Raw genomic sequence first — 24,517 nt, 5'->3', positions numbered from 1 at the left:
CCTGACTGCTGCGTCCACAGGACCGGCCGAGGCAGTCCCGGCGATGGGACGCCAGCCAGGAAGGGGGCGCATTGAATGGCCCGGAATGTACCGATCCTTGTCGCCGGTGAAGGCGGCCTGAGCCGTTATCTCGACGAGATCCGGCGGTTTCCGATGCTGGAGCCGCAGGAGGAGTACATGCTCGCCAAACGCTACCGCGAGCATGACGACCCGGCTGCAGCTGAAAAGCTCGTGAATTCGCACCTGCGCCTCGTCGCGAAGATCGCGATGGGCTACCGCGGCTATGGTCTCCCGCTTGGGGAGGTCGTGTCCGAGGGCAATGTCGGCCTCATGCAGGCCGTGAAGCGGTTCGAGCCCGACAAGGGCTTCCGTCTCGCCACCTATGCCATGTGGTGGATCAAGGCCGCGATCCAGGAGTACATCCTGCGGTCCTGGTCGCTGGTCAAGATGGGCACGACCGCCAACCAGAAGCGGCTGTTCTTCAACCTCCGTCGCCTGAAGGGGCGCATCCAGGCTCTGGACGAGGGCGACCTGAAGCCCGACCAGGTGCAGGAGATCGCGACCAAGCTCGGGGTGAGCGAAGAGGAAGTCGTGTCGATGAACCGCCGTCTTGGCGGTGACGCCTCGCTCAACGCCCCGATCCGGGCTGCGGAAGCGGAAAGCGGCGAATGGCAGGACTGGCTCGTCGACGAGAGCGATAATCAGGAGACCCTGCTCGCCAACCAGGAAGAGCTGGACATGCGGCGCAAGCTCCTGTCGGAAGCTCTCGACGTGCTGAACGAGCGCGAGCGCCGCATCTTCGAGGCGCGGCGTCTGGCCGAAGAGCCGATGACGCTCGAAGACCTCTCGGCCGAGTTCGGCGTCAGCCGCGAACGCGTGCGCCAGATCGAGGTGCGCGCCTTCGAGAAGATCCAGAAGGCCGTGCGCAAGAGCGCCCGCGACCTCGAGCACCACGCCCACGCCGCCCTGCCCTGAGGCCGGGATGCGAGCGCAGGTCCCGCCTGTCGCCCCCGCGACGGCGGGCCCGCCCCGGGCACGTTACCGAAAAGCGGTTTGATCGCTGTCCGTTCTGGTCTAGGCTGCTGCGATATCAGCATCTTAGGGGATGGATTTGGCCTTCCGGCGGCTCAGGGACAAGCGCTTCGTGGTCGGGTTCTGTGCGGCAGCAGCCCTCGGCCTCGTCACCGCCATTCGGGCGGCCAATCCGGACTTCCTGGTCTCGATCCGGGAACTCACCTTCGATTACCTGCAACGGCTTGCCCCGCGCGTGCACGAGGACGTGCCCGTGCGCATCGTCGACATCGACGAGGCGTCGATTGCCGCCTACGGCCAGTGGCCCTGGCCTCGGACCCGGATTGCCGAGCTGGTGACCGGCCTGAACGACCTCGGCGCCGCGGTCATCGCCTTCGACGTCATCTTTGCCGAACCGGACCGCTCCTCGCCCGCACAGCTGGCTGAAAGCCTCGATCTTGCCGCCCGGCCGGACGGGGCAGAGATCCGGGCGGCACTCGACCGGCTGCCGGATACGGATGCCGTTCTGGCCGAGGCGCTCGGCCAGGCACCGACGGTGCTCGGCTTTGCCGTTCTGCCCACGACCGCGCCCCGCCTGCCCGATCTGAAGGCCGGCGTCGCCTTCGCCGGCGCCGACCCGGCGACCATCCTGCCTGCGTTCCAGTCCGCCCTCTCCGCACTGCCCCGCCTCGAGGCCGCGGCAACGGGCACCGGCAGCGTCTCGCTGTCGGCCAGCGACACCGGCGGGGTCGTGCGACGCATTCCCTTGCTGTTCTCGGACGGCAAGACCGTCTACCCGAGCCTGGCGATCGAGGCGCTCAGGGTGGCACAGGGTGCGAGCGGCCTGATCGTGCGCACCAGCACCGCCAGCGGCGAGGGCGGCGGCGGCGCGAATGCGATCACCGAAATCAAGGTCGGCGCCTTCCCGATCCCGACCACGGCCATCGGCGAACTCTGGGTGCATTACGACATCGATCGCCGCGAGCGCTACGTCTCGGCCGCCGATGTGCTCGATCCGGCCCGGCGCGAGGCGCTGCGCGGCCAGATCGAGGGCAACATCGTCTTCGTCGGCACGTCGGCCGCCGGCCTGTTCGACATCCGCGCCACCCCGCTCGGCCAGCTGGTTCCCGGCGTGTCGATCCACGCGCAGGCGACCGAACAGATCATCTCGAACGATTTCCTCGTCCGGCCGGACTGGGCGGACGGACTGGAACTGATCGCAACCTTCGTCGCCGGTTTCCTTCTGGTGCTGCTGCTGCCCTTTGTCGGCGGACTGGCGACGGGGGCGCTCGCACTCGTCATCTCCGGCGGCCTCACCGGCGGGGCCATCTACCTGTACCTGACGCGCAACCTGCTGGTTGACCCGCTCTACCCCTCCGTCTCTGCCTTCTTCATCTTCGCGGTCGGCATGGCCCTGCTCTACGTCCTTACGGACAAGGAAAAGCGCTTCGTCCGCCAGGCCTTCAGCCAGTATCTGTCGCCGGACCTGGTGCACCAGCTGGAGAAGCGGCCGGACCAGCTCGTGCTGGGTGGCGAGCTGCGTCCGATGACGATCCTGTTCATGGATGTGCGCGGCTTCACGCCCATCTCCGAACAGCTGACCCCGACCGAGCTGGTCCACTTCCTCAATACGCTGCTGTCACCGCTGTCCGACGCCATCCAGGCCAGCGGCGGCACCATCGACAAGTACATCGGCGACAGCATCATGGCGTTCTGGAACGCCCCGGTGACTGAGGAGGACCACGCGGCGCTGGCCTGCACCGCCTCGCTGGAAATGCTGGCGATCGTCGAACGGCTGAATGCGGAGGACGCCTTCGCCTTCAAGGCGCGCGGCCTCAAGGCGCAGACGGTGCAGATCGGCATCGGCCTCAACACCGGCGAGGCCTGCGTCGGCAACATGGGGTCAAGCCGGCGGTTCAACTACTCCGTCATCGGTGACGCCGTGAACGTGGCCAGCCGCATCGAGTCCAGTTGCAAGGCGGTCGGAGCGGAGTTGCTGGTCTCGGGCGAGACGCGGACCGAAGCGCCCGACTTCGCCTATCTGGAAGCCGGCGCCATCCCGCTCAAGGGCAAGTCCTTGCCGGTAAAGCTGTTTGCACTGGTCGGAGACGAGGACACGCGCCGCTCGGAATGGTTCCAGCAGCTCGAGCGCCACCATATGGCGCTCGTCGAGGCGCTCGACGAAGGGTCGCAGCGCCGGGCTGCAGAAGCCCTTGCCGCCTGCGAAGCCATCGCGCCGGCGCGACTGGCCCCGTTCTACGAGCGGATGGGCGAGCGTGTGGCCGATCTGGCGATTGCGGCGCAATAGACCACACCGCACGAGAGGGTATCCGCCCGGACCTGGTCATCTGATCCGTCCCGCACCGTGCCGCGGCGCCCTGCCCCGCTCCAGGGGGAAGGGCGCCGCGGATCCGTCGCATGGGTCTTGGCGCACGGGTCCGGGCGCACGGGTCCGGGCGCAAGGGCTCGGGCGCACGTTGCTGCCGCAGACCCGGGCCGTCCGGCCGAACCGGGGAGCGGCCGTCTCAGGACACTCAGTTCACTTCGCGGGCGTAGGTCTCGACCGGCGGCACGGCCTTGATCAGCCCGTTGTCCTTGAGGAAGGTGGCAAAGCGGGTGTACCGCTGCTCGTCGAGCGCCGCCGGGCGCTTGGCAAATCGCGGCAGCGTGTCGCCCCAGGCCCGGCGGTTCAGCTCGTCGTCGAGGTTCGGATGCGCCTCGATGAACAGCTTCCACGCGTCCTGCGGATGGTTGGTCAGGTAGATCGTCGCCTTCTCGACCGCGGCGAGGAACCTCGGCAGGCGCGGGTCGTCAAGCTTGTCCTTGTGCGCGACATAGATCAGCTCGTCGAACACGGGCACGCCGTTCTCCTCCGGATAGAACGCCTTGCCCTTCCTGCCTTCGAGTTCGATCTGGGTCAGCTCGAAGTTGCGGTAGCCGCCGATGATGGCATCGACCTGGCCGGACAGCAGCGACGGCGACAAGGCAAAGTTCACGTTGATCAGCTCGACATCCTCGATGGTCAGACCCTGCGTCTTCAGCATCTGCCCGAGCATGGCATCCTCGAAGCCGGAGACGGAGAAACCGATCTTCTTGCCCTTGAGGTCGGCAAGGCTGCGGATCGGCCCGTCCTCGAGGACAATCAGGGAGTTGAGCGGGGTCTCGATCAGCGTGCCGATCCAGGCCAGCGGCAACCCCTCGTCGATCTGGGCATGCAGCGTCGGCTGGTAGGACACGGCGATGTCGCCCTGTCCGGCCGCCACGAGCTTCGGGGGCATGGACGGATCGGCCGGTTCGATCAGCTCGACCTCAAGCCCTTCCGCCGCGAAGTAGCCCTTCTGCTTGGCCACCACCAGCGGGGCATGATCCGGATTGGTGAACCAGTCCATCAGGACCGTGAGCTTGTCCGCCGCAAGCGCGGGGGTGGCTGCGGTCAGGGAAAGGGCAAGCACGAGGGAAGCAAGGCGGGACACGGAATGCTCCTTGGGTTGCGGTCCGGAGGCCGGACGGAAGAGAAAACGGAAAACCGGAAGAAACGGGAGGGGCATTGGCAGGTCGGATCAGTCTTCCACCTGCCAGGGCACCAGCAGCCGCGTGAGACGGTCGGCCAGGAAGCGCAGGCTCAGCACCATCACGGCCAGCAGGGCGAGAGCGGCAAACATGACGTCCGTCTGCATCCGCGCGTTGCTCTGCAGCATGATGAAGGCCAGCCCCCCCTTGGCGCCGACCCATTCGCCGATCACCGCTCCGATCGGCGCAAAGACGGCGGCAATGCGGATGCCGGAGGCGAGAGCGGGCATCGCCGACGGGATCCGGAACAGGGCCAGGTCCTGCCAGCGCGACGCCCGGTAGAGGCGGGACAGATCCGAGAGGCCCGGATCCAGACGCCGCAGACCGTCGAAGAAACTCGACGTCACGGCAAAGAAGATCACCAGCACCGCCATCACGACCTTCGATGCGAGACCGAAGCCGAGCCACAGCACGAGTATCGGCGCGATGGCGAACACGGGGAGCGCCTGCGTCACCAGCACGACCGGCAGCAGGCCGCGCCGGATCAGGGGCGACAGCCACATGACCAGCGCCACCAGCACGCCGGCAGCCACGCCGAAGGCAAAGCCGAGGAGGGTTCCGGTGAGGGTCAGCCGGGCATGACGCAGGAGAAACTCATGCTGCTCCACAAGGACCGCGCCAACGGCCATCGGCCCGGGGAGCATGAAGCGGGGAAGTTCGGCCAGACGCACCAGAAGCTCCCACGCCACCAGCAGAAGGGCCAGGGTCAGCACCGGCGCCAGCAGCCGGCGCAAAAGGCTCAGGCTGCTCCGCAGGAGCCCGCCCTGGTCGGTGGTCCGGAGTTCCGAAGGGCCATAGGGCCCGGAGGCAATCGACACGACAAGGATCTCCCGTCATCGGTGTGACCGAACGCGCATGGAGATCCGGGATAAGGCTAAAGGCTTCCGTCCCTTCGCCGGCATGACCCGGATCAGGTTCTAAGGGTTCGGCGTCGAACGCCATCTCAGCTCACACAGGAACACCCCTCGGACCGGCGCAGACCATGCGTGTTTGCGCCGCTGTTGGCAAGATGGAAAATCAGGGGAAGTGCGTGCGGGAGGAATACAACAAGGGCCTCGACCGTCATTCCGGACAAGGGGAGCGGAGCGAACCGGAGATCCGGGGTCTGCACCGGACCTGACCCGGGCCTGACATGGGCCTGACATGGGCCTGACCTGGGATCTGGCAGGCCCGTGCGAGCGAAAGCGAGCTCCAAACTGCTCCGGCTTGAGCCGCAAGCTCGCGACCGGGCGTGCCGCGCTCCGCGCGTCTGATGTCTGGATCCCGGATCGGCGCTTCGCTGCGCTCAGCTGGTCCGGGATGACGTCCGTCGGATGGGTCCGGCCGAAACCAGAACGGGGTCCGAAGGCCCCGTTCACGTCCATGTGCAGGTGACGTCAGCCGTTGGTCCAGGACGCCATTGCCTGTTCGAGGGCGCGGGCACCGGGGGTGCCCTTCTCGAGGGTCAGGATGGCGCGCTTGCCCGTCTCGTAAAGCATCGGAATGTCGATCCAGCCACGCTCGCGCATCAGCGCAAGGTTGCGGTCACGCTCGTTGTCGATGCTGGACAGCGCGATCCAGAAGTAGCCCGGAGCCACCTTGACCGACGCCCCGAGCAGGGCGTCGCCACGGGCTTCCTCGGTCGGCTTCATCACCAGCCCCGGGACGTTGGCCACGTCCTTGCCGGAGAAGCCTTCGGGCAGCTGATACTGGATCTCCACGAGATGGCTCGCCGGCAGCGAGGCGTCCGTGTTCGGCTTGATGCGAACAGACACGGTGATGTTGCGATCCGGGATCTCGGCCTGCGCAGCAAGGACCTGGACCTTCTTGCCGGAATTGTCGGTCTCCTCGACAACACTCCAGGCGACGCGCCCCTGCGAGGCCGTACCCGAGCCGCTGGCATCTTCGCCCTCCTCGTAGAGGATCGAGCGCTGTGCGACGATCGATTCGGCCGGAACCTCGGCCGCCGGAGCCGGCGCGGTGACGGCCGGGGCAACCGGCGCCGGTGCGGCGGGCGCGGTCGCGGCCGGCTGCGGCGCGGGCTGCGACGGCGTGATCAGCGTGGTGGTCACGGTCCGGGCATCGGGGGCAACGGCCGGCTCGCCGCTGTCGGTCAGCAGGCGGTCATTGGTCTTCTCGACCCGTCCGTTCTCGGCCGTTGCCGGGGCGCCGTCCTGGGAGGCAGCCGGCTGCGCCGGTTCCGTCGAGACGGCGGTTTCACTGCCACCGGAGAACAGGCCTGCGATCATGTCGCGCTGACTGAACAGGACCGCCGCAAGGCCGATGATGATCACGACCAGGCCGCCAAGGAACACATAGCGCGTGATCGGCGTGCCGCCGGTACCCCGGTCCGCGGCGCGGGCGCGCGGCGGCTTGCGGGAGGGGGCGGCCTGGGCCGCAACCGGCTTGTCGACGGGAAGTTCAGGCTCCGGGCGCCGGTCGAACCGCGGGTCGGCCGGACGCGGCTGGGCTGCAGCCTCGGGGGCCGACATGCGCGCGGCCGCAGGCTGGGCCGCTTCGGATCCGAAGCTCGGCTCGCGCCGCAGCACCGGATCCACGGGCGCGGCCGGGGCAGCCTCCGGCGCGAAGGCGTCACGCGCCGTCTGGACGGCCCGCGACGATGCCTGACCGAGACGCTCGGCTTCCTGCAGGGTTGCCCCGAGCGGCGTGCGCTGCGACGGCGCGGGAGACAGGGCCGGCGATGATGCCGGCGACGGGGCCGACGTCAGGCCGGAAGACTGGGGCTGCACCTGAGGCGGCACGGCGGCCTGCCCAGAGGTCGGCATCGGTGCCGGTTCGGGTGCCCGCGCCATCGGCGGCGCAACAGGCGCCTGCTCCGGCACGGCCGGGGCGCTCGGACGGCTGGCCATCAGCGTTTCCCGCGCGGCTTCGGCCTCGACCTTGCGGATTGCCTCTTCCAGACGCAGCTGTTCTGCGGTGATCTCGGCCGGCGTGAGCGGCGGCTCGTAGGCCTTCAGCTGGCTGACGATCGCGTTCCGCGCGCGGCTGTAGACATTTCTGCGCGCCGCACCGTTGTTTTCCGGAAGCGAGGCGATCGTTTTCTTCAGGATCGAATAATAATCAGCCATTGGCTCGCTCGTGAGGGACACCGCTCCGGCATGACACCTGGGTCAATGCAAATCAGTCGTGACCATTTGTAGGCGCATTGCCAGCATGCGCAAGTGCCGTTTCTGACCTGCCGCAAAGGCAGAAATGGGGCGGTCCGCGAACCGCCCCATCACAACGGGGGTCTGCAGGCTCCGATCAGTCCTGGAACGGGTTGTGCACCAGAATGGTGTCGTCCCGCTCGGGGCTCGTCGACAGGATGGCGACGGGGGCTCCGATCAGTTCCTCGACGTAACGGACATACTTGACCGCCTGCGCCGGCAGCTCGGCCCAGCTGCGCGCGCCCTTGGTCGTTTCCTTCCAGCCCGGCAGCGTCTCGTAGATCGGCACGACGCGCGCCTGCGCCCCCTGCGAGGCGGGCAGGTAGTCGATCCGCTTGCCGTCCAGTTCGTAGGCGACGCAGATCTTCAGCTCGTCGAGGCCATCGAGCACGTCGAGCTTGGTCAGCGCGATCCCGGTGATGCCGGAGGTGCAGACGGTCTGGCGCACGAGCACCGCGTCGAACCAGCCGCAGCGGCGCTTGCGCCCGGTCACGGTCCCGAACTCGTGTCCCTTGGTGCCGAGGAACTCGCCGATCTCGTCCTGCAGCTCGGTCGGGAACGGGCCCTCGCCGACGCGGGTCGTGTAGGCCTTGGTGATCCCGAGCACATAGCCGATGGCATTCGGACCCAGGCCCGATCCGGTCGCAGCCTGGCCGGCCACGGTGTTGGACGAGGTGACGAAGGGATAGGTGCCGTGGTCGATGTCGAGCAGGGCGCCCTGGGCGCCCTCGAACAGCAGACGCTTGCCCTCGCGGCGCTGTGCGTCGAGCAGGCGCCAGACCGAATCCATGTAGGGAAGCACGATGGCCGCGACCGAGGACAGTTCCTCGAAGATCGCCTCTGCCGAGATTTCAGGCTGTCCGAGACCACGGCGCAGCGGATTGTGATGCGCCAGCAGGCGGTCGATCTTGGCCGGCAGCGTCTCGAGATTGGCCAGATCCATCAGGCGGATCGACCGGCGACCAACCTTGTCCTCATAGGCCGGGCCGATGCCGCGACCGGTGGTCCCGATTCGGGTCCCGGTGTTGGAATTCTCGCGCAGGGCATCCAGTTCGCGATGCAGCGACAGGATCAGCGTTGCGTTCTCCGCGATGCGCAGGGTCTCCGGCTCCACCGTGACGCCCTGATCGCGAAGGCGGCCGATCTCGGCCACAAGCGCATGCGGATCGACCACGACACCGTTGCCGATGACCGACAGCTTGCCGGGACGGACCACGCCGGAAGGCAGAAGCGACAGCTTGTAGCTGACACCGTCGATCACGAGCGTGTGGCCGGCATTGTGCCCGCCCTGGAACCGGACAATCACATCGGCCTGCTCAGACAGCCAGTCGACGATCTTGCCCTTGCCTTCGTCGCCCCACTGCGAACCGACGACAACCACATTGGCCATTGGTGCCCTGCCCTCCTCGAAAAGGAAAAGACTGCCGGGACCCATCTGGGCTCCCAACACACAAAACCCCGGAAACACCCCGGGGCAAACGCGCCGGACTATAGCCACTTGCGCGCCCGGTTGCGAGCCGAAACATGCGGATTTGGTCGCAAAATGCCTGATCCGCTTTCGGGTTGGGAAAGCGGCTGCAACCGTGCTAGCCCGTGGCACAACGGGCCGACGGCCCCCCTCTCCGTTGCGTCGGGACGACGACCATGAACCTGATCAGCTGGCTGCTTCTTGCGGCCCTCAGCGCCCTGTGGGGCGGCGCCTTTCTGTTTGCCAAGGTGGCGGTGAGCGAGATCCCGCCCTTCGTGCTGGTGTTCCTGCGGGTTGCCATCGCGGTCGCGCTGCTGCAGGGCGTGCTCTACCTGTCACGGCAACGCCTGCCCTCGGACCGGTCCAGCCTGGGGGCCTTCCTGCTCCTGGGCCTGCTCAACAACGTGGTGCCGTTTTCGCTGATCTTCTGGGGCCAGACCGGCATTGCCGCCGGGCTCGCCTCGATCCTCAACGCCACGACCCCGATGTTCACCTTTCTGGTCGCGGCCGTCCTGTTCCGCCAGGAAGAGGTCTCGCTCTCGCGCATTGCCGGCGTGCTGCTGGGCTTTGCCGGCGTCGCGGCGATGCTGTCTGCCAGCCTCGCCGGCCTCACCAGCGACCCGCTCTGGGCGCAGGCCGCCTGCCTTGGAGCCGCGGTCTCCTATGCCTTTGCCGGTGCCTTCGGACGGCGGTTCCGCGGCACGCCACCGCTGGTGACCGCCACGGGCCAGCTCACCGCCTCGACGCTGATCATGGCGCCCGTTGCCCTGCTGACTGCTGGGTCCTGGTCTCCCGTCGACGTCAGCCTGCTGGTCTGGGGCAACGTGCTGGCGCTCGGCGTCTTTGCCACTGCGCTGGCCTATCTGCTGTTCTTCCGGCTGCTGGCGCGGGCCGGGGCGACCAACACATCGCTGGTGACCCTGCTGATCCCGGTCTGCGCCCTGCTCTTCGGTCATCTGCTTCTGGGCGAGAGGCTCTATCCGGTGCAGTTCGCCGGGCTTGCGGTGCTGCTCGCAGGCCTGGTGCTCCTCGACGGACGTGCCGTGCGCGCCCTGATCGCCGCACGCAGATGACCTCGCCGGACAGATGACCTCCCCGCGCACAGGACAGCCTGAAGCCGCTGACGGCTGCGGCTTCCGAGCAGCCTTGCAACAGCGGAAACCGGGCCGCAAAAAACAGGAGGGCGGCGACTGGAAGCCAGTCACCGCCCGGTCAGGCATGGACGTCTGTCCCGCCCTGGGAGACCTCAGAAGCGCAGCGGCTTCACCTGCTTGACCATCGGCAGCGCGGAGATGGCCGCCAGCGTGTCGGCAGGCACCTCGCCGTCGACCTCCAGCAGCGCGATCGCATCGCCGCCCGGCTCGGTGCGACCGAGGTTGAAGGTGGCAATGTTGATGCCGGCGTCGCCCAGAAGGCTGCCGAACCGGCCGATGAAGCCCGGCTTGTCCTCGTTGGTGATGTAGACCATGTGCGGGCCGAGCCCCGCCTCCATGTTGATGCCCTTCACCTGGATGATGCGCGGCTTGCCGTCGCCGAACACGGTGCCGGCGACCGACCGCTCCTGCCGGTCGGTGACGACGGTCAGGCGGATGTAGGTTTCATAGGCCCCGGTCTGGCCGCGGCGCACTTCCTCGACCTGGATGTTGCGGTCGCGGGCGATCGACGGGGCCGAGACCATGTTCACGGTCTGGAGCAGCGGCGTCAGCACGCCGGTCAGCGCGGCCGCGGTCAGCGCCCGCGTGTTCATCTCGGCCACGGCCCCGGCATATTCGAGCCGGACGGCCTTGATGCCGGTCTCCGTCAGCTGGCCGGCGAAGGAGCCAAGCTGTTCGGCAAGACGCACGAAGGGGACAAGACGCGGGGCTTCCTCGGCCGTGATCGAAGGCATGTTGAGGGCGTTGCTGACCGCGCCCGCCACAAGATAGTCAGAGATCTGCTCGGCCACCTGCAGGGCGACATTCTCCTGGGCTTCGGTGGTCGAGGCGCCAAGATGCGGCGTGCAGACCATGTTGGGCGCGCCGAACAGCACGTTCTCCTTGGCCGGCTCCTCGACGAAGACGTCGAAGGCCGCGCCGGCAACATGGCCGCTGTCGAGCGCCGCGCGAAGGGCATGTTCATCCACCAGACCGCCACGGGCGCAGTTGATCAGATAGACGCCGCGCTTGGTCTTCTGCAGGGCATCGGCCGAGATGATGTTGCGCGTCTTCTCGGTCAGCGGCGTGTGCAGCGAGATGAAATCGGCGCGGGCAAGCAACCCGTCCAGATCGACCTTCTCGACGCCAAGATCCAGGGCCCGCTCCGCCGTCAGGAACGGGTCATAGGCAAGGACCTTCATCTTCAGGCCGATGGCGCGTTCCGCGACAATCGAGCCGATGTTGCCGCAGCCGATGAGGCCGAGCACCTTGCCGGTGATTTCCACGCCCATGAAGCGGGTCTTTTCCCACTTGCCGGCCTGGGTCGAGCCATTGGCCTCCGGGATCTGGCGGGCGACAGAGAACATCATCGCAATGGCATGTTCCGCCGTGGTGATGGCGTTGCCGAAGGGCGTGTTCATCACGATGATGCCCTTGGCGGTGGCCGCCGGAATGTCGACATTGTCGACGCCGATGCCGGCCCGGCCGATCACCTTCAGGTTGGTGGCCGCCGCGATGACCTTCTCGGTCACCTTGGTGGCGGAGCGGATGGCAAGGCCGTCATACAGGCCGATGACGGCGAGCAGCGCGTCCCTGTCCTTGCCGAGCTCGGGGCGGAAGTCGACCTCGACCCCGCGCGACTTGAAGATCTGGATGGCAGCGTCGGACAACTGGTCCGAAATGAGAACTCTGGGAGCCATGACGATTCTGTCTCCTGCGACCGGGAGCACGCCGGTGCCGCGAGGAGGGCTTGGCGTTCAGGCTCGACCGGGGATGCGGTTGCAAGGGGCTGCCGGATAGGCCGGCAGCCGGAGTTGCTAAAACAAGGCGGGCGATTGCCTCAGGCTGCGATCTGCAGCTTGGCCTTCTGGATCTCGAAGGCCCAGTCGAGCCAGGGCAGCAGCGCGGCGACGCTCGCCGGGTCGACCGTGGCGCCGCACCAGATGCGGAAGCCCGTCGGCGCATCGCGGTAGGAGCCGATGTCATAGGCAACGCCCTCGGCTTCCAGCGCCGCGACCATCGCCTTGGCGAAGGCAGCCTGGCCGGCCTCGTCAAGCGCGGTCACGGCCGGATCGACGATCTTGAGGCAGACGGAGGTGTTGGACCGGGTTGCCGGATCGACCGCCAGGAAATCGACCCAGGAGGTGCGACCGACCCAGCCGGTGATCTGCGCCGTGCTTTCGTTGGCGCGGGCGATCAGCCCCTCGAGGCCGCCGATGGACGAGGCCCATTCCAGCGCGTCGATATAGTCCTCGACGCAGAGCATCGACGGGGTGTTGATGGTCTCGCCCTTGAAGATGCCTTCGTTGATCGTGCCCTTGGAGGTGAGGCGGAAGATCTTCGGCATCGGCCAGGCCGGGGTGTAGCTCTCCAGCCGCTCGACGGCGCGCGGGCTGAGGATGAGCATGCCATGCGCGCCTTCACCGCCGAGGGCCTTCTGCCAGGAGAAGGTGACGACATCGAGCTTGGAGAAATCCATGTTCTGGGCGAAGGCCGAAGAGGTGGCGTCGCAGATGGTCAGGCCTTCACGGTCGGCCGGGATCCAGTCTGCGTTCGGGACGCGGACGCCGGAGGTGGTGCCGTTCCAGGTGAAGACGACATCGCGGCTGAAATCGACCTGCGACAGGTCCGGCAGCTCGCCATAGGGGGCATCAAGCACGCGCGCGTCGAGCTTCAGCTGCTTGACCACATCGGTCACCCAGGTGGCACCGAAGCTTTCCCAGGCGAGCATGTCGACGCCGCGGGCGCCGAGCAGCGACCACAGCGCCATCTCGACCGCGCCGGTGTCGGAGGCCGGAACGATCCCGATGCGGTAATCCGCCGGAACCTTCAGCACGTCGCGGGTCATGGTGATGGCGAGTTCAAGCCGGCTCTTGCCGATCTTGGCGCGGTGGGAGCGGCCAAGCGATGTCGTGGCAAGCGCGGCGGCAGACCAGCCGGGGCGCTTGGCGCAAGGACCAGACGAAAAATGGGGATTGGCCGGGCGCAGTGCCGGCTTTGCAGTCGCAGTCATGGTGCTACCCTCTCAGATAGGCGCCCCTCGTTGGGGAGGGGTGTCCCACGGACGGTGGTACTGGCTGCGGGGCGGAGCGTCAAGGCGAAAGCCGTGCGGCCCGGCAACATTCGGCAAGAAAAGCCGGCGACAAAGCGTCACGCAATGCCGTGGTAGCGACATCCGCGCAAGAAAATGTCAACGCCTGCAAGGACTTCCAGAACGGTAAAAGGCCCGCACGGGGCGGGCCTTCCACAGGATGGACCTGAAGCCATCGGCTCAGAAGCGGCGGGAGATCGCGTCGCCCTGATAGAGGATCGGCTGGGCAGCGACAGGCGCGCTGTCGAAGTTGTAGCGCACGCCGAGACGGATCTCGTGCGCGGTCAGGTCCTTGTAGGTGATGCGCGACTGGCCGGTGCCGACATTGTAGAGCTTCACCGACTTGGCATCGCCGAGGTTCTTGTAGCGATAGCCGGCGTCGATGCTCCAGTTCGGCGTCACGGCATAGGACGCACCGGCCATCAGGGCCCAGGCCAGGTTCCACTGGCTGTGCGAGCCGTCATACTTGGTCGTCACGCCGCCCGGGTTGACCGACGTGGTGCCGGAGGTGTTGACCCAGGCGCCACCGACACCGGCGCCGACATACGGGGTCAGGCCGTTCCAGGTGCCGACATCGACGTAACCGTTCAGCATGACGGTCCAGACGTCGATCTTGGTGCTTTCCTTGGAGAAGCCGCCGACGCAAGGCGGGCAGGCAGCGTAGCCGACGTAGTCAGCCGGGGTCTCGTAGTCGACGGTCACGTCGGCACGGAAGTAATCGTTGAACTTGTAGCCGACGCCGGCGCCGAACATCCAGGCGTCGTCAAGCTTGTTGCGCTGGAAGCGCAGCGAGCCGATCACCGGATCAGCGAAGGACCCCTTGGAATCCTCGTACATCTTGTAGCCGATATCGCCGCGCAGGTACCAGCCGCCGACGGCCGGCACTTCCGGGATATGCTCAATGATCGGTGCCGGCATGTCTGCTGCGAAAACCGACGTGGAAATGGCCATCGCAACACCGGCCAAAGACAATTGCTTGAACACGCTGCCCATGTCCTGTCCTTCGAAACAAGCGTCCGCACCGAACTGGGCGGGTCGCGCCAGGGAAACACAGGCAGAGTTTTGAACGGAAACGATTAAGAGCAACTTAACCGTGTTCTTTAACCTGAAATTTTTACCTTAATGAAGACTTAACCGACGGAAGTCTTGGTAACCAGGCATTAACACAAGCCCCAGCACGACGGCGGGGGCTCAGACTGCAGGCAAATCACGGAGTTTCAAGAGTTTGCCGTCATTCCGGACAAGGTGAGCGAAAAGCGAACCGAAGATCCGGAACCCGGCGCGTCAGCGCGAGCGTTAGCGAGCCCAAAGACAAGTCACCTGGACAAGGCTTACTCCCTGTTAAGCCGTGTCGCGCTCCGCGCGGCTGTCATCTGGATCCCGGGTCAGGCCCGGGACCTGCCCCGGCCCGGCGCTTCGCTGACGCTCGGCTGGCCCGGGCCGGAATGACGCGGAGGAGGTTCGCCGTCAGGCGGCGCTGCGGGCCACCACGTCGACGATGTCGTCGACCACCTCGTTCACCAGCGTGGCGTCGTCGCCTTCCGCCATGACACGGATCAGCGGCTCGGTTCCGGACGGACGGATGACAAGCCGGCCAGACGCCCCGAGCCGGTCACGGCCCGCGTCGATCGCCGTCTTGACCGTCTCGTTCTCCAGCGGCGCGCCGCCGCGGTACCGCACGTTCTTGAGGACCTGCGGCACGGGCGTGAACTTGGCACAGACTTCGGAGACCGGCCGGTTCTCCTCGCGCACACAGGCCAGGATCTGCAGCGCGGCAATCAGGCCGTCACCGGTCGTCGCATAGTCGGAGAGCACCAGATGGCCGGACTGCTCGCCGCCGACATTGAAGCCGTGGCTGCGCATGTGCTCGACCACGTAGCGATCTCCGACCTTGGTGCGGGCCAGCGACAGCCCCCTGCCCGCCAGGAAGCGCTCAAGGCCGAGATTGGACATGATCGTCGCCACGATGCCGGGCGCCGACAGACGGCCGGCTGCGTGCCAGCTCTCGGCCACGACCGCCATCAGCTGGTCGCCATCCACAACCTGGCCGCGCTCGTCGACGATGATGACCCGGTCGGCGTCGCCGTCGAGTGCGATGCCGATGTCGGCGCGCACCTCATGCACCTTGCGTGACAGGGCATCGGTCGAGGTCGAGCCGCAGTCCTTGTTGATGTTGTAGCCATCCGGGGTGACGCCGATGGAGATGACCTCGGCGCCGAGTTCCCAGAGCGCCTCGGGCGCAACCTTGTAGGCCGCCCCGTTCGCGCAGTCGACGACAATGCGCATGCCGTCGAGGCTCATCTCGCGCGGCAGCGCGCGCTTGGCAAACTCGATGTAGCGCTGCTGCGCCCCGTCGATGCGCTTGGCGCGCCCCAGCTCGGGAGCTGCGGCCAGCCGGGGCGCCAGATCGCTTTCCAGCAGGCTCTCGATCTCGAGTTCGATCTCGTCGGAGAGCTTGAAACCGTCCGGGCCGAAGAACTTGATGCCGTTGTCCGCAAAGGGATTGTGCGAGGCGGAGATCATCACGCCAAGATCGGCGCGGAGCGAACGGGTCAGCATGGCCACCGCCGGCGTCGGCAGCGGACCAAGCAGGAACACGTCGAGCCCGACCGAGGTAAAGCCCGCAACCATCGCGTTTTCCAGCATGTAGCCGGACAGCCGCGTGTCCTTGCCGATCACCACCCGGCTGCGGTGCCCGCCGTTGCGGAACATGAGCCCGGCAGCCATCGCCACCTTGAGGGCGACCTCTGCCGTCATCGGATGCGTGTTGGCCTTCCCGCGAATGCCGTCGGTGCCGAAATACTTGCGCATGGTCGAATCACTGCCTGTCTGGTTCGCGTCGCAGACGCCGGTTTACCGCAAGCAGAACCACAATCGCGTTCAAAATATATGAGCGACTGTTACGATCCTGCCTCTGCGGAAAACGAAAACGCCCGGCCGGGAGGCCGGGCGTCGATCGATTTGCAGGCAGGACGGCCAGTTGACGGTCAGGCCGTCGGCTGCGGTTCCATGCCACCGGGGGTCGCCCCGCCCTCACCGCCGCGCTTGGCGCCGGTGGAGGGAACGGCGGACGAGCGGCCAACCGGCTGATCGTCGCCGCTGTCGCGAACCGGCGGCTTGCCGGCGAGCAGGTCCTTGATCTCGTCGCCCGTCAGGGTCTCGTACTCGATCAGGGCCTTGGCCAGCCGCTCCATGTCGTCACGCTTTTCGGTGACGATGCGGCGGGCGGCCTGGTACCCGTCCTCGACGAAGCGGCGCACCTCGGCGTCGATCTTCTTCATCGTCTCGCCGGAGATGTTCTGCTGCCGCGACACGGAGTGACCGAGGAAGACCTCTTCCTGGTTCTCGCCGTAGGCCACCGTGCCCAGCTCCTTGGAGAAGCCCCAGCGGGTGACCATCGCACGGGCAATGCGGGTCGCCTGCTCGATGTCCGACTGGGCGCCCGACGTGACCTTCTCGTCGCCGAAGAAGACCTCTTCCGCCACGCGACCCCCCATGGCCATGGCCAGCCGTGACGTCAGCTGCTCGTAGGACACCGACACCTGGTCGCGTTCCGGCAGGTACTGGACCATGCCGAGGGCGCGGCCACGCGGGATGATCGTCGCCTTGTGGATCGGATCACAGGCCGGCATGTTCAGCGCCACGATGGCGTGGCCGGCCTCGTGATAGGCGGTCAGGCGCTTCTCGTCGTCGGTCATGACCATGCGGCGCTCGGCACCCATCATGATCTTGTCCTTGGCGTCGTCGAACTCCTGGGCCGTGACCAGCCGCTTCGAGCGGCGGGCGGCGAGCAGCGCGGCCTCGTTGACGAGGTTCATCAGGTCTGCACCGGAGAAACCGGGCGTCCCGCGGGCGATGGTCTTGGGATCCACGTCCGGTGCCAGCGGCACCTTGCGCATATGGACCTTGAGGATCTTCTCGCGGCCGATGATGTCCGGGTTCGGCACCACGATCTGGCGGTCGAAGCGGCCCGGGCGCAGCAGCGCCGGGTCAAGCACGTCCGGACGGTTGGTCGCGGCGATGATGATGATGCCTTCGTTGGGCTCGAAGCCGTCCATCTCCACCAGCAGCTGGTTGAGGGTCTGCTCGCGCTCGTCGTTGCCGCCACCGAGGCCGGCACCGCGGTGACGGCCCACCGCATCGATTTCGTCGATGAAGATGATGCAGGGTGCGTTCTTCTTGGCCTGCTCGAACATGTCGCGGACGCGGGACGCGCCGACGCCGACGAACATTTCCACGAAGTCCGAACCGGAGATGGTGAAGAACGGCACGTTTGCCTCACCGGCCACGGCACGCGCGGTCAGCGTCTTGCCGGTGCCCGGAGGGCCGACCAGCAGCACGCCGCGCGGAATGCGGCCACCGAGACGCTGGAACTTCTGCGGGTCCCGCAGGAACTCCACGATCTCCTGCAGGTCTTCCTTGGCCTCGTCGATGCCGGCCACGTCGTCGAAGGTCACGCGGCCATGGGCCTCCGTCAGCAGCTTTGCCTTGGACTTGCCGAAGCCCATCGCCTTGCCGCCAGCGCCGCCCTGCATCTGGCGCATCACGAAGAACCAGACGCCGAGAATGATCAGCAGCGGGAAGTAGGTGATCAGCGCGCCGATGATCGAATAGTTCTCCGACGGCGGACGGGCATTGATCAGCACGCCCTTGGCCCGCAGCTCGTCGATGTACTGGGCCCCGTCCGGCGCATAGGTCTGGAACTGCGCCCCGCTGGTCAGCCGGCCGGTCACCAGCTGCTGCTGGATCGTCACCTCGCGGATTTCGCCCTGGTCAGCCTGGTTCAGGAATTGCGAGAAGGGAATCTCGTTCGTCGCCGACTTTTGCCCCGGCCCCTGGAAGAGCTGGAACAACGCGATGAGCAACAGCGCGATGATCACCCAGAGTGCGAAATTGCGGAAATTTGCGTTCATTTCGATCCCTTGTCCGCCAGACAGGCGGCCAGTTGCGCGGAGAAGCCTTTCCCCATGTGACCCCAAGATAGGTCGCATGGCCGGCCCTGCCAAGGCGGAGAGCCAGTCTTGCGCAGCCGGGCTCACTTTTTTCTTAAAAAAGCTGGCGAAAGAACGGCGCCGGGAAAACTTCCGCGCCGAGGCGGCCGCAAGCCGGCCCTCAGCGCACAGGACCGCACCCGCAATCCCCGGAACTCACATCCCCGACGGGTCGAGGGGCGTGACCGTGACCCCCTCGGGCAGCGGCGCGAAGCCGGGAACGATGGCCGCGTCCCCGTCCGCGCGCCGCAGGAGAGGCGCACGCGCGAAGGCTGACGCCGGAAACCCGGCCCGGCCGGCCGCCGGCGTGGCATCCGACCCATGTCCGGCGGGCTCGATCCGGACTGGCGCCGCGCCATCGGCGAGGCTGACATGGAAGCGCCCGTCCCACAGCAGGCGGGCTCCGGGCGCCAGCGCCGCCGCCGCTGCCGCCGCCGACCTGCGGCCGGGCTCGCGCCAGATCCGGATGCGGCCGGCCGCCCCGTCGACGACGCAGCCGGCCAGGGTGGCGGTGAAGGGCTGCGGTTCGCCGAGCCGCTGGTCAAGACGCTGCAGGCGCTCGAAGCGCGGCACGGTCTCGCTCCCCCCCACCCGCCGCAGCAGGCGGCCGAGAAGCCGCAGCCGCACGTCTTCCGGCAATCCGGGCAGGCCGTCCGGGTCCAGTGCCACCGGGCCGGCGGGGTGCTGGACCACACGGGCGACGATTTCCCGTGTTGCCCAGGCATCAAGGGCTGCGGCCGCCCCGGCCATCCGCCGGATGGTGGCCAGCAGCCGGTCGTCGTCCAGGCCTTCACTGGCCAGGTGCCCTGCCATCCGCCGCAGGCGGACGCGCTTGAACTCGGGCGCGCGGTTGGAGGGATCGTCGACCACGGCCAGTCCGGCCTGCCGGACCGTGGCCTCCAGGCGCAGGCGGGGCACGTCGAGCAGCGGGCGCAGGAGCCGCAGCCCCTCCGGACCCGACGGCGTGTCGAGAGACATGGCCCGCAGGCCGAACACACCGGAGCCGCGGGTCAGGCGGTCAAGGAAGGTCTCGATCTGGTCATCCCGGTGATGCCCGAGCACGAGCGCCTCGCAGCCGAGGTCGGACATCGCGTCGCGCATCAGGCGGTAGCGCGCCGCCCGGGCGGCGGCCTGGACGCCGCTCCGAAGCCCCGGGGGCTGCCAGGTGAGGACGGTGGCCGGAACTCCGAGCCGCGTGGCGAAGGCCACAACGTGCCGGGCCTCCTCGCGCGCTGCGGCACGCAGGCCATGATCGACAGTCAGGACGTGAAATTCGGGCGCCGGCTGGCCGGCCTGCCGACGGCGAGCGCACCACTGCGCTGCAAGCCAGAGCAGGCAACTGGAATCAGGACCACCGGACACCGCCAGCGCCAGACGGCGAAACTCCGCAAGCGGGGCCAGCAGCGCATCGGCCTCGTCGGCCTCAAGGGGCCGCGCGGGCTGCGGATCAGGAGCAGCTGGCACGCTGGGCTTCGGCGCGGGCCTGGTCACGCACCGCCTTCGGCGCGTTCGGGTACTTCGCCAGCAGCTCGGAGAAGGTGGCGCAGGCGGCGGTTGCCTCGCCCAGGCCGTTCAGCGACTGGCCAAGCTTGAGAAGGCTGTCCGGCCCCTTGGCCGTGTTCGGATACTGCGTGTAGGTCTTCAGGAAGGCGTCCGCCGCCCCCCGGTAATCCTGCTGCGCGTAGAGGCTTTCGCCAAGCCAGTACTGGGCGTTGGGAACAAGGTCGCTCTTCGGATAGGCGTCGAGGAAGGCGCGGAAGGACTGTTCGGCCGCGACATAATCGCCATTCAGCGCATGGGAATAGGCCGCGTCATAATCGGTGCGCGGATCCCCGGTCATGCCGAGGCTGGCGATCTGCCCGGAGGCGGGAAGACCGGGGCTGGCCACCCCCGGAGGCGTCAGCGCCCGCGAGCCGGCGGCAGACGGATCGACCACGGCGGTCTGGCCGCGGGCGAGCGCCGAGAGGTCGAGCGGACCGCCGGACGGCAGCCCCGCATCGGACCCGGCCGGAACCTGGCTCGCCGGCAGCTGGCCAAGCGTGCCGGCCGCAGGCGCAAGCCCGCCGGTTGCGGCACCCTGGCCGGCGGCAGGCAGCGTCCCCTGCGCGGTCTGGGTGGATGCCTGCGGTTGAACCGCAGGCGCCACGTCGGACCGTTTTCCGGGCTTCGGCGCGCTCTCGAGCTGCTGGAAGCGATACTCGTTGTCTTCCTGCATGCGGCGAAGCTGGTCCTGCAGCTCGCGCATCTGGAAGGTCAGCTGCTCGATCTGCCCGTTGAGGCGCCGCATCTGCTCTTCCATGTCATTCAGGCGGACCTGTGCGTCTGCGCTTCCGCTGCTCCCGCCAAAGAGCTGGGCATTTGCCTGGGGCGCGACAGCGCTCACCATGCAAATGGCGGCAAGCGCCGCAACAAGCGTCTTCCATATCACCATGCTTTACCTCCGGTTTGCCTCTTGGCAGCCGATGGATAGCACAGGGCATGCGGACTTCGGCCAAAATTTGACGCGGCCACCGGGACATTTGCCGCAGATGCAAAAAGGGCGCGACCGGGTGGTCGCGCCCTCCTGCAGCTCACCTTGCGGGAGCGAACGTCGGATCAGGAACCGGCGGTGTTCAGCACGGTCACCGCACGGCGGTTCTGCGACCAGCAGCTGTCGTCGTTGCAGACGGCGACCGGGCGCTCCTTGCCGTAGGAGATGGTGCGCAGGCGGTTGGTGGCGACACCGCGCGACACGAGGTAATCGCGGGCCGCAGTGGCGCGGCGAGCGCCGAGGGCAAGGTTGTACTGGCGCGTGCCGCGCTCGTCGGCATGGCCTTCGATCGTGACCATGTACTTGCCGTAGGTATTCAGCCACTGCGCCTGCTTGTCCAGCGTGGCACGGGCCTGGCTGTTGATCGTGGACTGGTCTTCCTCGAAGAAGATACGGTCGCCGACATTGACCACGAAGTCCTGGCTGGAGCCCGGCGTCGCCGCCGCGTTGCCATCAAGGCCATCCGGCTTGGTCTGCGCACAAGCGGCAAGCGTCAGGGCAAAACCGACAACGGCCGCAAAGCGGGCCCCACGTGCCATCACACCCGAATTCAACATGTGTCTGCTCCTCGTCCCCACCGTCCCCCGACAGGGTGAACGCAATCTATACTGGGTTGGTTAACAGCCGGTACGCGATCAGGGTTAACATTCGGTCAATGACCTGAACGCAACCGGCCTTTTCTGCGGCTTTCGCCGCGCTTGAGAGCTGCCGCTGTCGCGGCAGTTTGCCGTGTGTCCTCAGTCGATCAGCGGCGACCAGGACGGGTCCGAGCCGAAGCCCGGCGTGTCGATCTTCAATTCATTGTGACCGGTCAGGTCCACCGTCCAGACCTGCGGACCGCCGTTGGCGCCCGGAGAGTCGCGGAAGAACGTCAGGACGCGGCCGTTCGGCGCCCAGGCCGGCCCCTCGTTGTGGAAGCCTTCGGTCAGGATGCGCTCGCCCTTCCCGTCCGGCCGCATCACGCCGATCATGAAGCGGCCCTGATACTGCTTGGTGAAGGCGATGAGGTCACCGCGCGGCGACCAGACCGGCGTCGAGTAACGGCCCGGACCGAAGCTGATGCGCTGCGGGTTGGAGCCGTCCGCGCCCATGACGTAGAGCTGCTGCGTGCCGCCCCGGTCGGACTCGAACACGATCTGCGAGCCGTCCGGCGAATAGGACGGGCTGGTGTCGATTGCCGGCGTGTTGGTCAGGCGCGTGGTGGCGCGCGAGCGCAGGTCCATCACGAAGATGTTCGCGTTGCCGCCCTGCTGCAGGCTCATCACGACGCGCTGGCCATCCGGCGAGAACCGCGGCGCGAAGGTCATGCCGGGGAAGTTGCCGACGATCTCGCGCTGGCCTGTCTCGATGTTGAGCAGGAACACGCTGGGATCGGTCCCGGTGTAGGCCATGTAGGTGATTTCCTGCGTCGTCGGCGAGAAGCGCGGGGTCAGCACCAGGTCCTCGCCCCGGGTCAGATAGCGGACATTCGCGCCATCCTGGTCCATGATCGCCAGACGCTTGACGCGCCGGCTCTTCGGCCCGCTCTCGTCGACATAGACGATGCGCGTGTCGAAATAGCCCTTTTCACCGGTCAGACGCTCGTAGATCGCGTCGGAGATGATGTGCGCCAGCCGGCGCCAGTTCTCCTGGGTGGTGAAGAACTGCTGGCCGAGCATCTGCTCGCCGGCGAACACGTCCCACAGGCGGAACTCGGCGCGCAGGCGCCCGTCAGCCTGCCGGGCAAGCGAGCCGGCCACGAGAGCCTGGGCCCCGATCGTGCGCCAGTCGCCGAAGCGCGGCGAGGTGTTGGCGGTGATGCCCTTCTCGATGTAGCTGGCCGGATCCAGCGGACGGAACAGGCCCGAACGGCGCAGGTTGTTGGCAATCACGGCGGTCAGCTCGCGGGCGAGCTGGGCATCGGCGCCTTCCGGGGCAAAATCGGGCAGCGCGATCGGCAGCGGCTCGACGGTGCCCTGGGTGATGTCGATCTCGATCAGGGCCTGGGCCGGTGCGACGGGCGCAAGGCTCGCGAGGGCGAAGAAGCAGCCGGCCATTGCTGCCTTGATCCAGGCAACACACCGGATCTTGGTGCGAAGGTTTCTCATGGGCAACGGGGCTCCAGATTTGCAAGTCACGGTCAGCCCCCCAGCATTTCGCGGGGGTCGAAATTGATGATCACTTCCTTCCACGCGTCGTATTTCTCGACCGGGAGGGAGTAGGGTGCGCAGCGCATGACGGCGCGCACCGCGCTGTCGGAGGCGGCGCGGAAGGACGGGTTGCCGCTCGAGTTCAGGATCCGCGGCATGCCGGAGACTTCGCCGGCTTCCGTCAGGTTGAACTGCACGCGGACGAGAAGATCCTCGGCGCCGATGGCACCGGCAGGCGGGTTCCAGCAGCGCGAGATCTGCCCGCGCAGCGCATCCAGCTCGGAAACCGTCATCTTGACGTTGTTGTTTCCGTCCCGGCTGCCGAGCGAGGCGGCCTCGCGGTTGCCGGCCGTGCCGCCGCCCGACGGGTCAACCTTGTTCAGCAGGGCGCTGATCTGGTTGGGATTGAAGTCCTGCTCCTGCGTCGGCTGCGCCTGCGCGGTCTCGGTGGGACGCGTCGGGCGCGGCGGCGTGGGCTTGGACTTCGGCGTCACCCGGACGGGCTCGGCCACCTGGGGCTTGGGGGCTTCCTCGACCGGCGTCGCCTCGGCGACCCTGGGCCGCTCCGGCGTGGGGGCCGGCGTCGGCGGGGCCTCGGCGGGCTTCGGCGGTTCCGGCTTCGGCGGCGCGGGCTCGGGCGGGGTCGGGGCCGGCGGCGGGGCCGCAGTCGGCTCGGGAGCCCTCACCGCCTGCGTCGTCGGACGCGGCGTCGGCGGGGTCGGCAGCTCCACCTTGGACTCGCCCGCCGGCTTGTCCGGCTGGATGTTGGTGTTCTTCGTCTCCTTGGACGTCGACTCGTTCGGCTTTTCCTTCAGCTCGGCCGTCTTCTCGCCCTTGTTGAGCTGGGTGAACTCGCCGATGGGAACGAGATCGACGGGAAGGGATTCCACCTGCTTCGTCTCGAACGGACGCGTTTCCGGGAGCCCGACGAGCGCCCAGACAAAAATGGCCACGTGACCGGTCAGCGATGCGATCAACCCGGCACGCATCAGACGTCAGGACCCTTCTTCAACGGTCACAAGTCCCAGGCGCTTGAACCCGGCCGCGTTGATGCGGGCCATGATCTTCATCATGGTGCCGTAATCCGCGTTCTGGTCGCCGCGCACGTAAATCCGCTCTTCATAGCCATTGGCCGCGATCGCGCTGAGTTTCGGGACGACTTCCTCCAGCGGGATCTCGGTGTTCTGGATGTAGATCTGGCCGGTGGAATTGACCGAGATCGTGATCGGCTCCTTGTCGCCCTCGAGAGGCTTGGCCGAGGTCTCGGGCAGGTCGATCGGCACGCCGACCGTCAGCAGCGGGGCAGCGACCATGAAGATGACAAGGAGCACGAGCATCACGTCCACGAAGGGCGTGATGTTGATCTCGGACATCGGGGCGGCCCGTCGTCCGCGGCGGCGACGGCTGCCACCTCCGCCGCCTCCAGAGCCCACGTTCATGCTCATCGC

Annotated in this window: 18 protein-coding genes and 1 riboswitch; of the genes, 3 read left to right on the top strand and 15 right to left on the bottom strand. The window is 67.2% G+C overall.

Annotated features, from left to right (window positions below):
• Positions 1 to 75: 75 nt before the first annotated feature.
• Together rpoH and GWI72_RS16055 are read left to right on the top strand one after the other, a co-directional pair.
• Positions 76 to 975, top strand: coding sequence for an RNA polymerase sigma factor RpoH (gene rpoH / locus GWI72_RS16060; RefSeq protein WP_161709335.1), 900 nt, complete (start codon positions 76 to 78; stop codon positions 973 to 975).
• A 130-nt stretch (positions 976 to 1,105) separates the two neighbouring features.
• Complete coding sequence (locus GWI72_RS16055; RefSeq protein ID WP_161709334.1) at positions 1,106 to 3,319, top strand: CHASE2 domain-containing protein; 2,214 nt, start codon at positions 1,106 to 1,108, stop codon at positions 3,317 to 3,319.
• A gap of 226 nt (positions 3,320 to 3,545) precedes the next feature.
• Here GWI72_RS16055 and GWI72_RS16050 read toward each other — a convergent pair whose 3' ends face one another.
• From GWI72_RS16050 to GWI72_RS16035, 4 genes are all read right to left on the bottom strand, one after another.
• Positions 3,546 to 4,484, bottom strand: a complete 939-nt coding sequence (locus GWI72_RS16050) for an ABC transporter substrate-binding protein (protein WP_348272702.1) — start codon at positions 4,482 to 4,484, stop codon at positions 3,546 to 3,548.
• Positions 4,485 to 4,571: 87 nt separating this feature from the next.
• A complete protein-coding gene (locus tag GWI72_RS16045) occupies positions 4,572 to 5,399 on the bottom strand; it encodes an ABC transporter permease (protein WP_390806762.1) in 828 nt (275 codons plus the stop codon).
• A gap of 52 nt (positions 5,400 to 5,451) precedes the next feature.
• Positions 5,452 to 5,557, bottom strand: a riboswitch (TPP riboswitch).
• A 400-nt stretch (positions 5,558 to 5,957) separates the two neighbouring features.
• A complete protein-coding gene (locus GWI72_RS16040) occupies positions 5,958 to 7,649 on the bottom strand; it encodes a hypothetical protein (protein ID WP_161709333.1) in 1,692 nt (563 codons plus the stop codon).
• 175 nt (positions 7,650 to 7,824) lie between these two features.
• Positions 7,825 to 9,117 carry an adenylosuccinate synthase gene (locus tag GWI72_RS16035; RefSeq protein WP_161677221.1) on the bottom strand — a complete coding sequence of 431 codons (1,293 nt, stop codon included), beginning with the start codon at positions 9,115 to 9,117 and terminating at the stop codon, positions 7,825 to 7,827.
• Positions 9,118 to 9,371: 254 nt separating this feature from the next.
• Here GWI72_RS16035 and GWI72_RS16030 point away from each other — a divergent pair, with 254 nt between their 5' ends.
• Entirely contained in the window at positions 9,372 to 10,268 is an 897-nt protein-coding gene (locus tag GWI72_RS16030) for a DMT family transporter (protein ID WP_161677222.1), read from the top strand.
• A gap of 173 nt (positions 10,269 to 10,441) precedes the next feature.
• Here the strand turns inward: GWI72_RS16030 and serA are convergent, their stop codons facing one another.
• The 11 genes from serA to tolR form a co-directional block, all read right to left on the bottom strand.
• On the bottom strand, positions 10,442 to 12,028 hold the full coding sequence (gene serA, locus GWI72_RS16025; protein ID WP_161709332.1) for a phosphoglycerate dehydrogenase: 1,587 nt from the start codon (positions 12,026 to 12,028) through the stop codon (positions 10,442 to 10,444).
• 140 nt (positions 12,029 to 12,168) lie between these two features.
• Positions 12,169 to 13,341, bottom strand: a complete 1,173-nt coding sequence (locus GWI72_RS16020; RefSeq protein WP_161709331.1) for a phosphoserine transaminase — start codon at positions 13,339 to 13,341, stop codon at positions 12,169 to 12,171.
• 258 nt (positions 13,342 to 13,599) lie between these two features.
• A complete protein-coding gene (locus tag GWI72_RS16015) occupies positions 13,600 to 14,412 on the bottom strand; it encodes an outer membrane protein (RefSeq protein WP_161709330.1) in 813 nt (270 codons plus the stop codon).
• Between the two features lie 474 nt (positions 14,413 to 14,886).
• A complete protein-coding gene (glmM, locus tag GWI72_RS16010; RefSeq protein WP_161709329.1) occupies positions 14,887 to 16,230 on the bottom strand; it encodes a phosphoglucosamine mutase in 1,344 nt (447 codons plus the stop codon).
• A gap of 176 nt (positions 16,231 to 16,406) precedes the next feature.
• Positions 16,407 to 18,332 carry an ATP-dependent zinc metalloprotease FtsH gene (ftsH, locus tag GWI72_RS16005; RefSeq protein ID WP_161677227.1) on the bottom strand — a complete coding sequence of 642 codons (1,926 nt, stop codon included), beginning with the start codon at positions 18,330 to 18,332 and terminating at the stop codon, positions 16,407 to 16,409.
• Positions 18,333 to 18,566: 234 nt separating this feature from the next.
• Positions 18,567 to 19,874 carry a tRNA lysidine(34) synthetase TilS gene (gene tilS / locus GWI72_RS16000; protein ID WP_161709328.1) on the bottom strand — a complete coding sequence of 436 codons (1,308 nt, stop codon included), beginning with the start codon at positions 19,872 to 19,874 and terminating at the stop codon, positions 18,567 to 18,569.
• On the bottom strand, positions 19,858 to 20,796 hold the full coding sequence (ybgF, locus tag GWI72_RS15995; RefSeq protein WP_280116601.1) for a tol-pal system protein YbgF: 939 nt from the start codon (positions 20,794 to 20,796) through the stop codon (positions 19,858 to 19,860). Before ybgF ends, tilS begins: the two co-directional genes overlap by 17 nt.
• 209 nt (positions 20,797 to 21,005) lie before the next feature.
• Positions 21,006 to 21,497, bottom strand: a complete 492-nt coding sequence (pal, locus tag GWI72_RS15990) for a peptidoglycan-associated lipoprotein Pal (protein WP_161677230.1) — start codon at positions 21,495 to 21,497, stop codon at positions 21,006 to 21,008.
• 180 nt (positions 21,498 to 21,677) lie between these two features.
• Entirely contained in the window at positions 21,678 to 22,976 is a 1,299-nt protein-coding gene (gene tolB / locus GWI72_RS15985; protein WP_244314388.1) for a Tol-Pal system beta propeller repeat protein TolB, read from the bottom strand.
• 83 nt (positions 22,977 to 23,059) lie between these two features.
• Complete coding sequence (locus GWI72_RS15980; protein WP_161709326.1) at positions 23,060 to 24,058, bottom strand: energy transducer TonB; 999 nt, start codon at positions 24,056 to 24,058, stop codon at positions 23,060 to 23,062.
• A gap of 6 nt (positions 24,059 to 24,064) precedes the next feature.
• Positions 24,065 to 24,514: a protein TolR gene (gene tolR, locus GWI72_RS15975; RefSeq protein WP_161677233.1), complete on the bottom strand. Its 450-nt coding sequence runs from the start codon at positions 24,512 to 24,514 to the stop codon at positions 24,065 to 24,067.
• Between the last annotated feature and the right edge of the window lie 3 nt (positions 24,515 to 24,517).

It is taken from the genome of Pannonibacter sp. XCT-53 (assembly GCF_009915765.1).
Taxonomy (GTDB): Bacteria; Pseudomonadota; Alphaproteobacteria; order Rhizobiales; family Stappiaceae; genus Pannonibacter; species Pannonibacter tanglangensis.
Note: the sequence above shows the minus strand (reverse complement) of the source record. Positions and strands in the feature narration are given on the sequence as shown.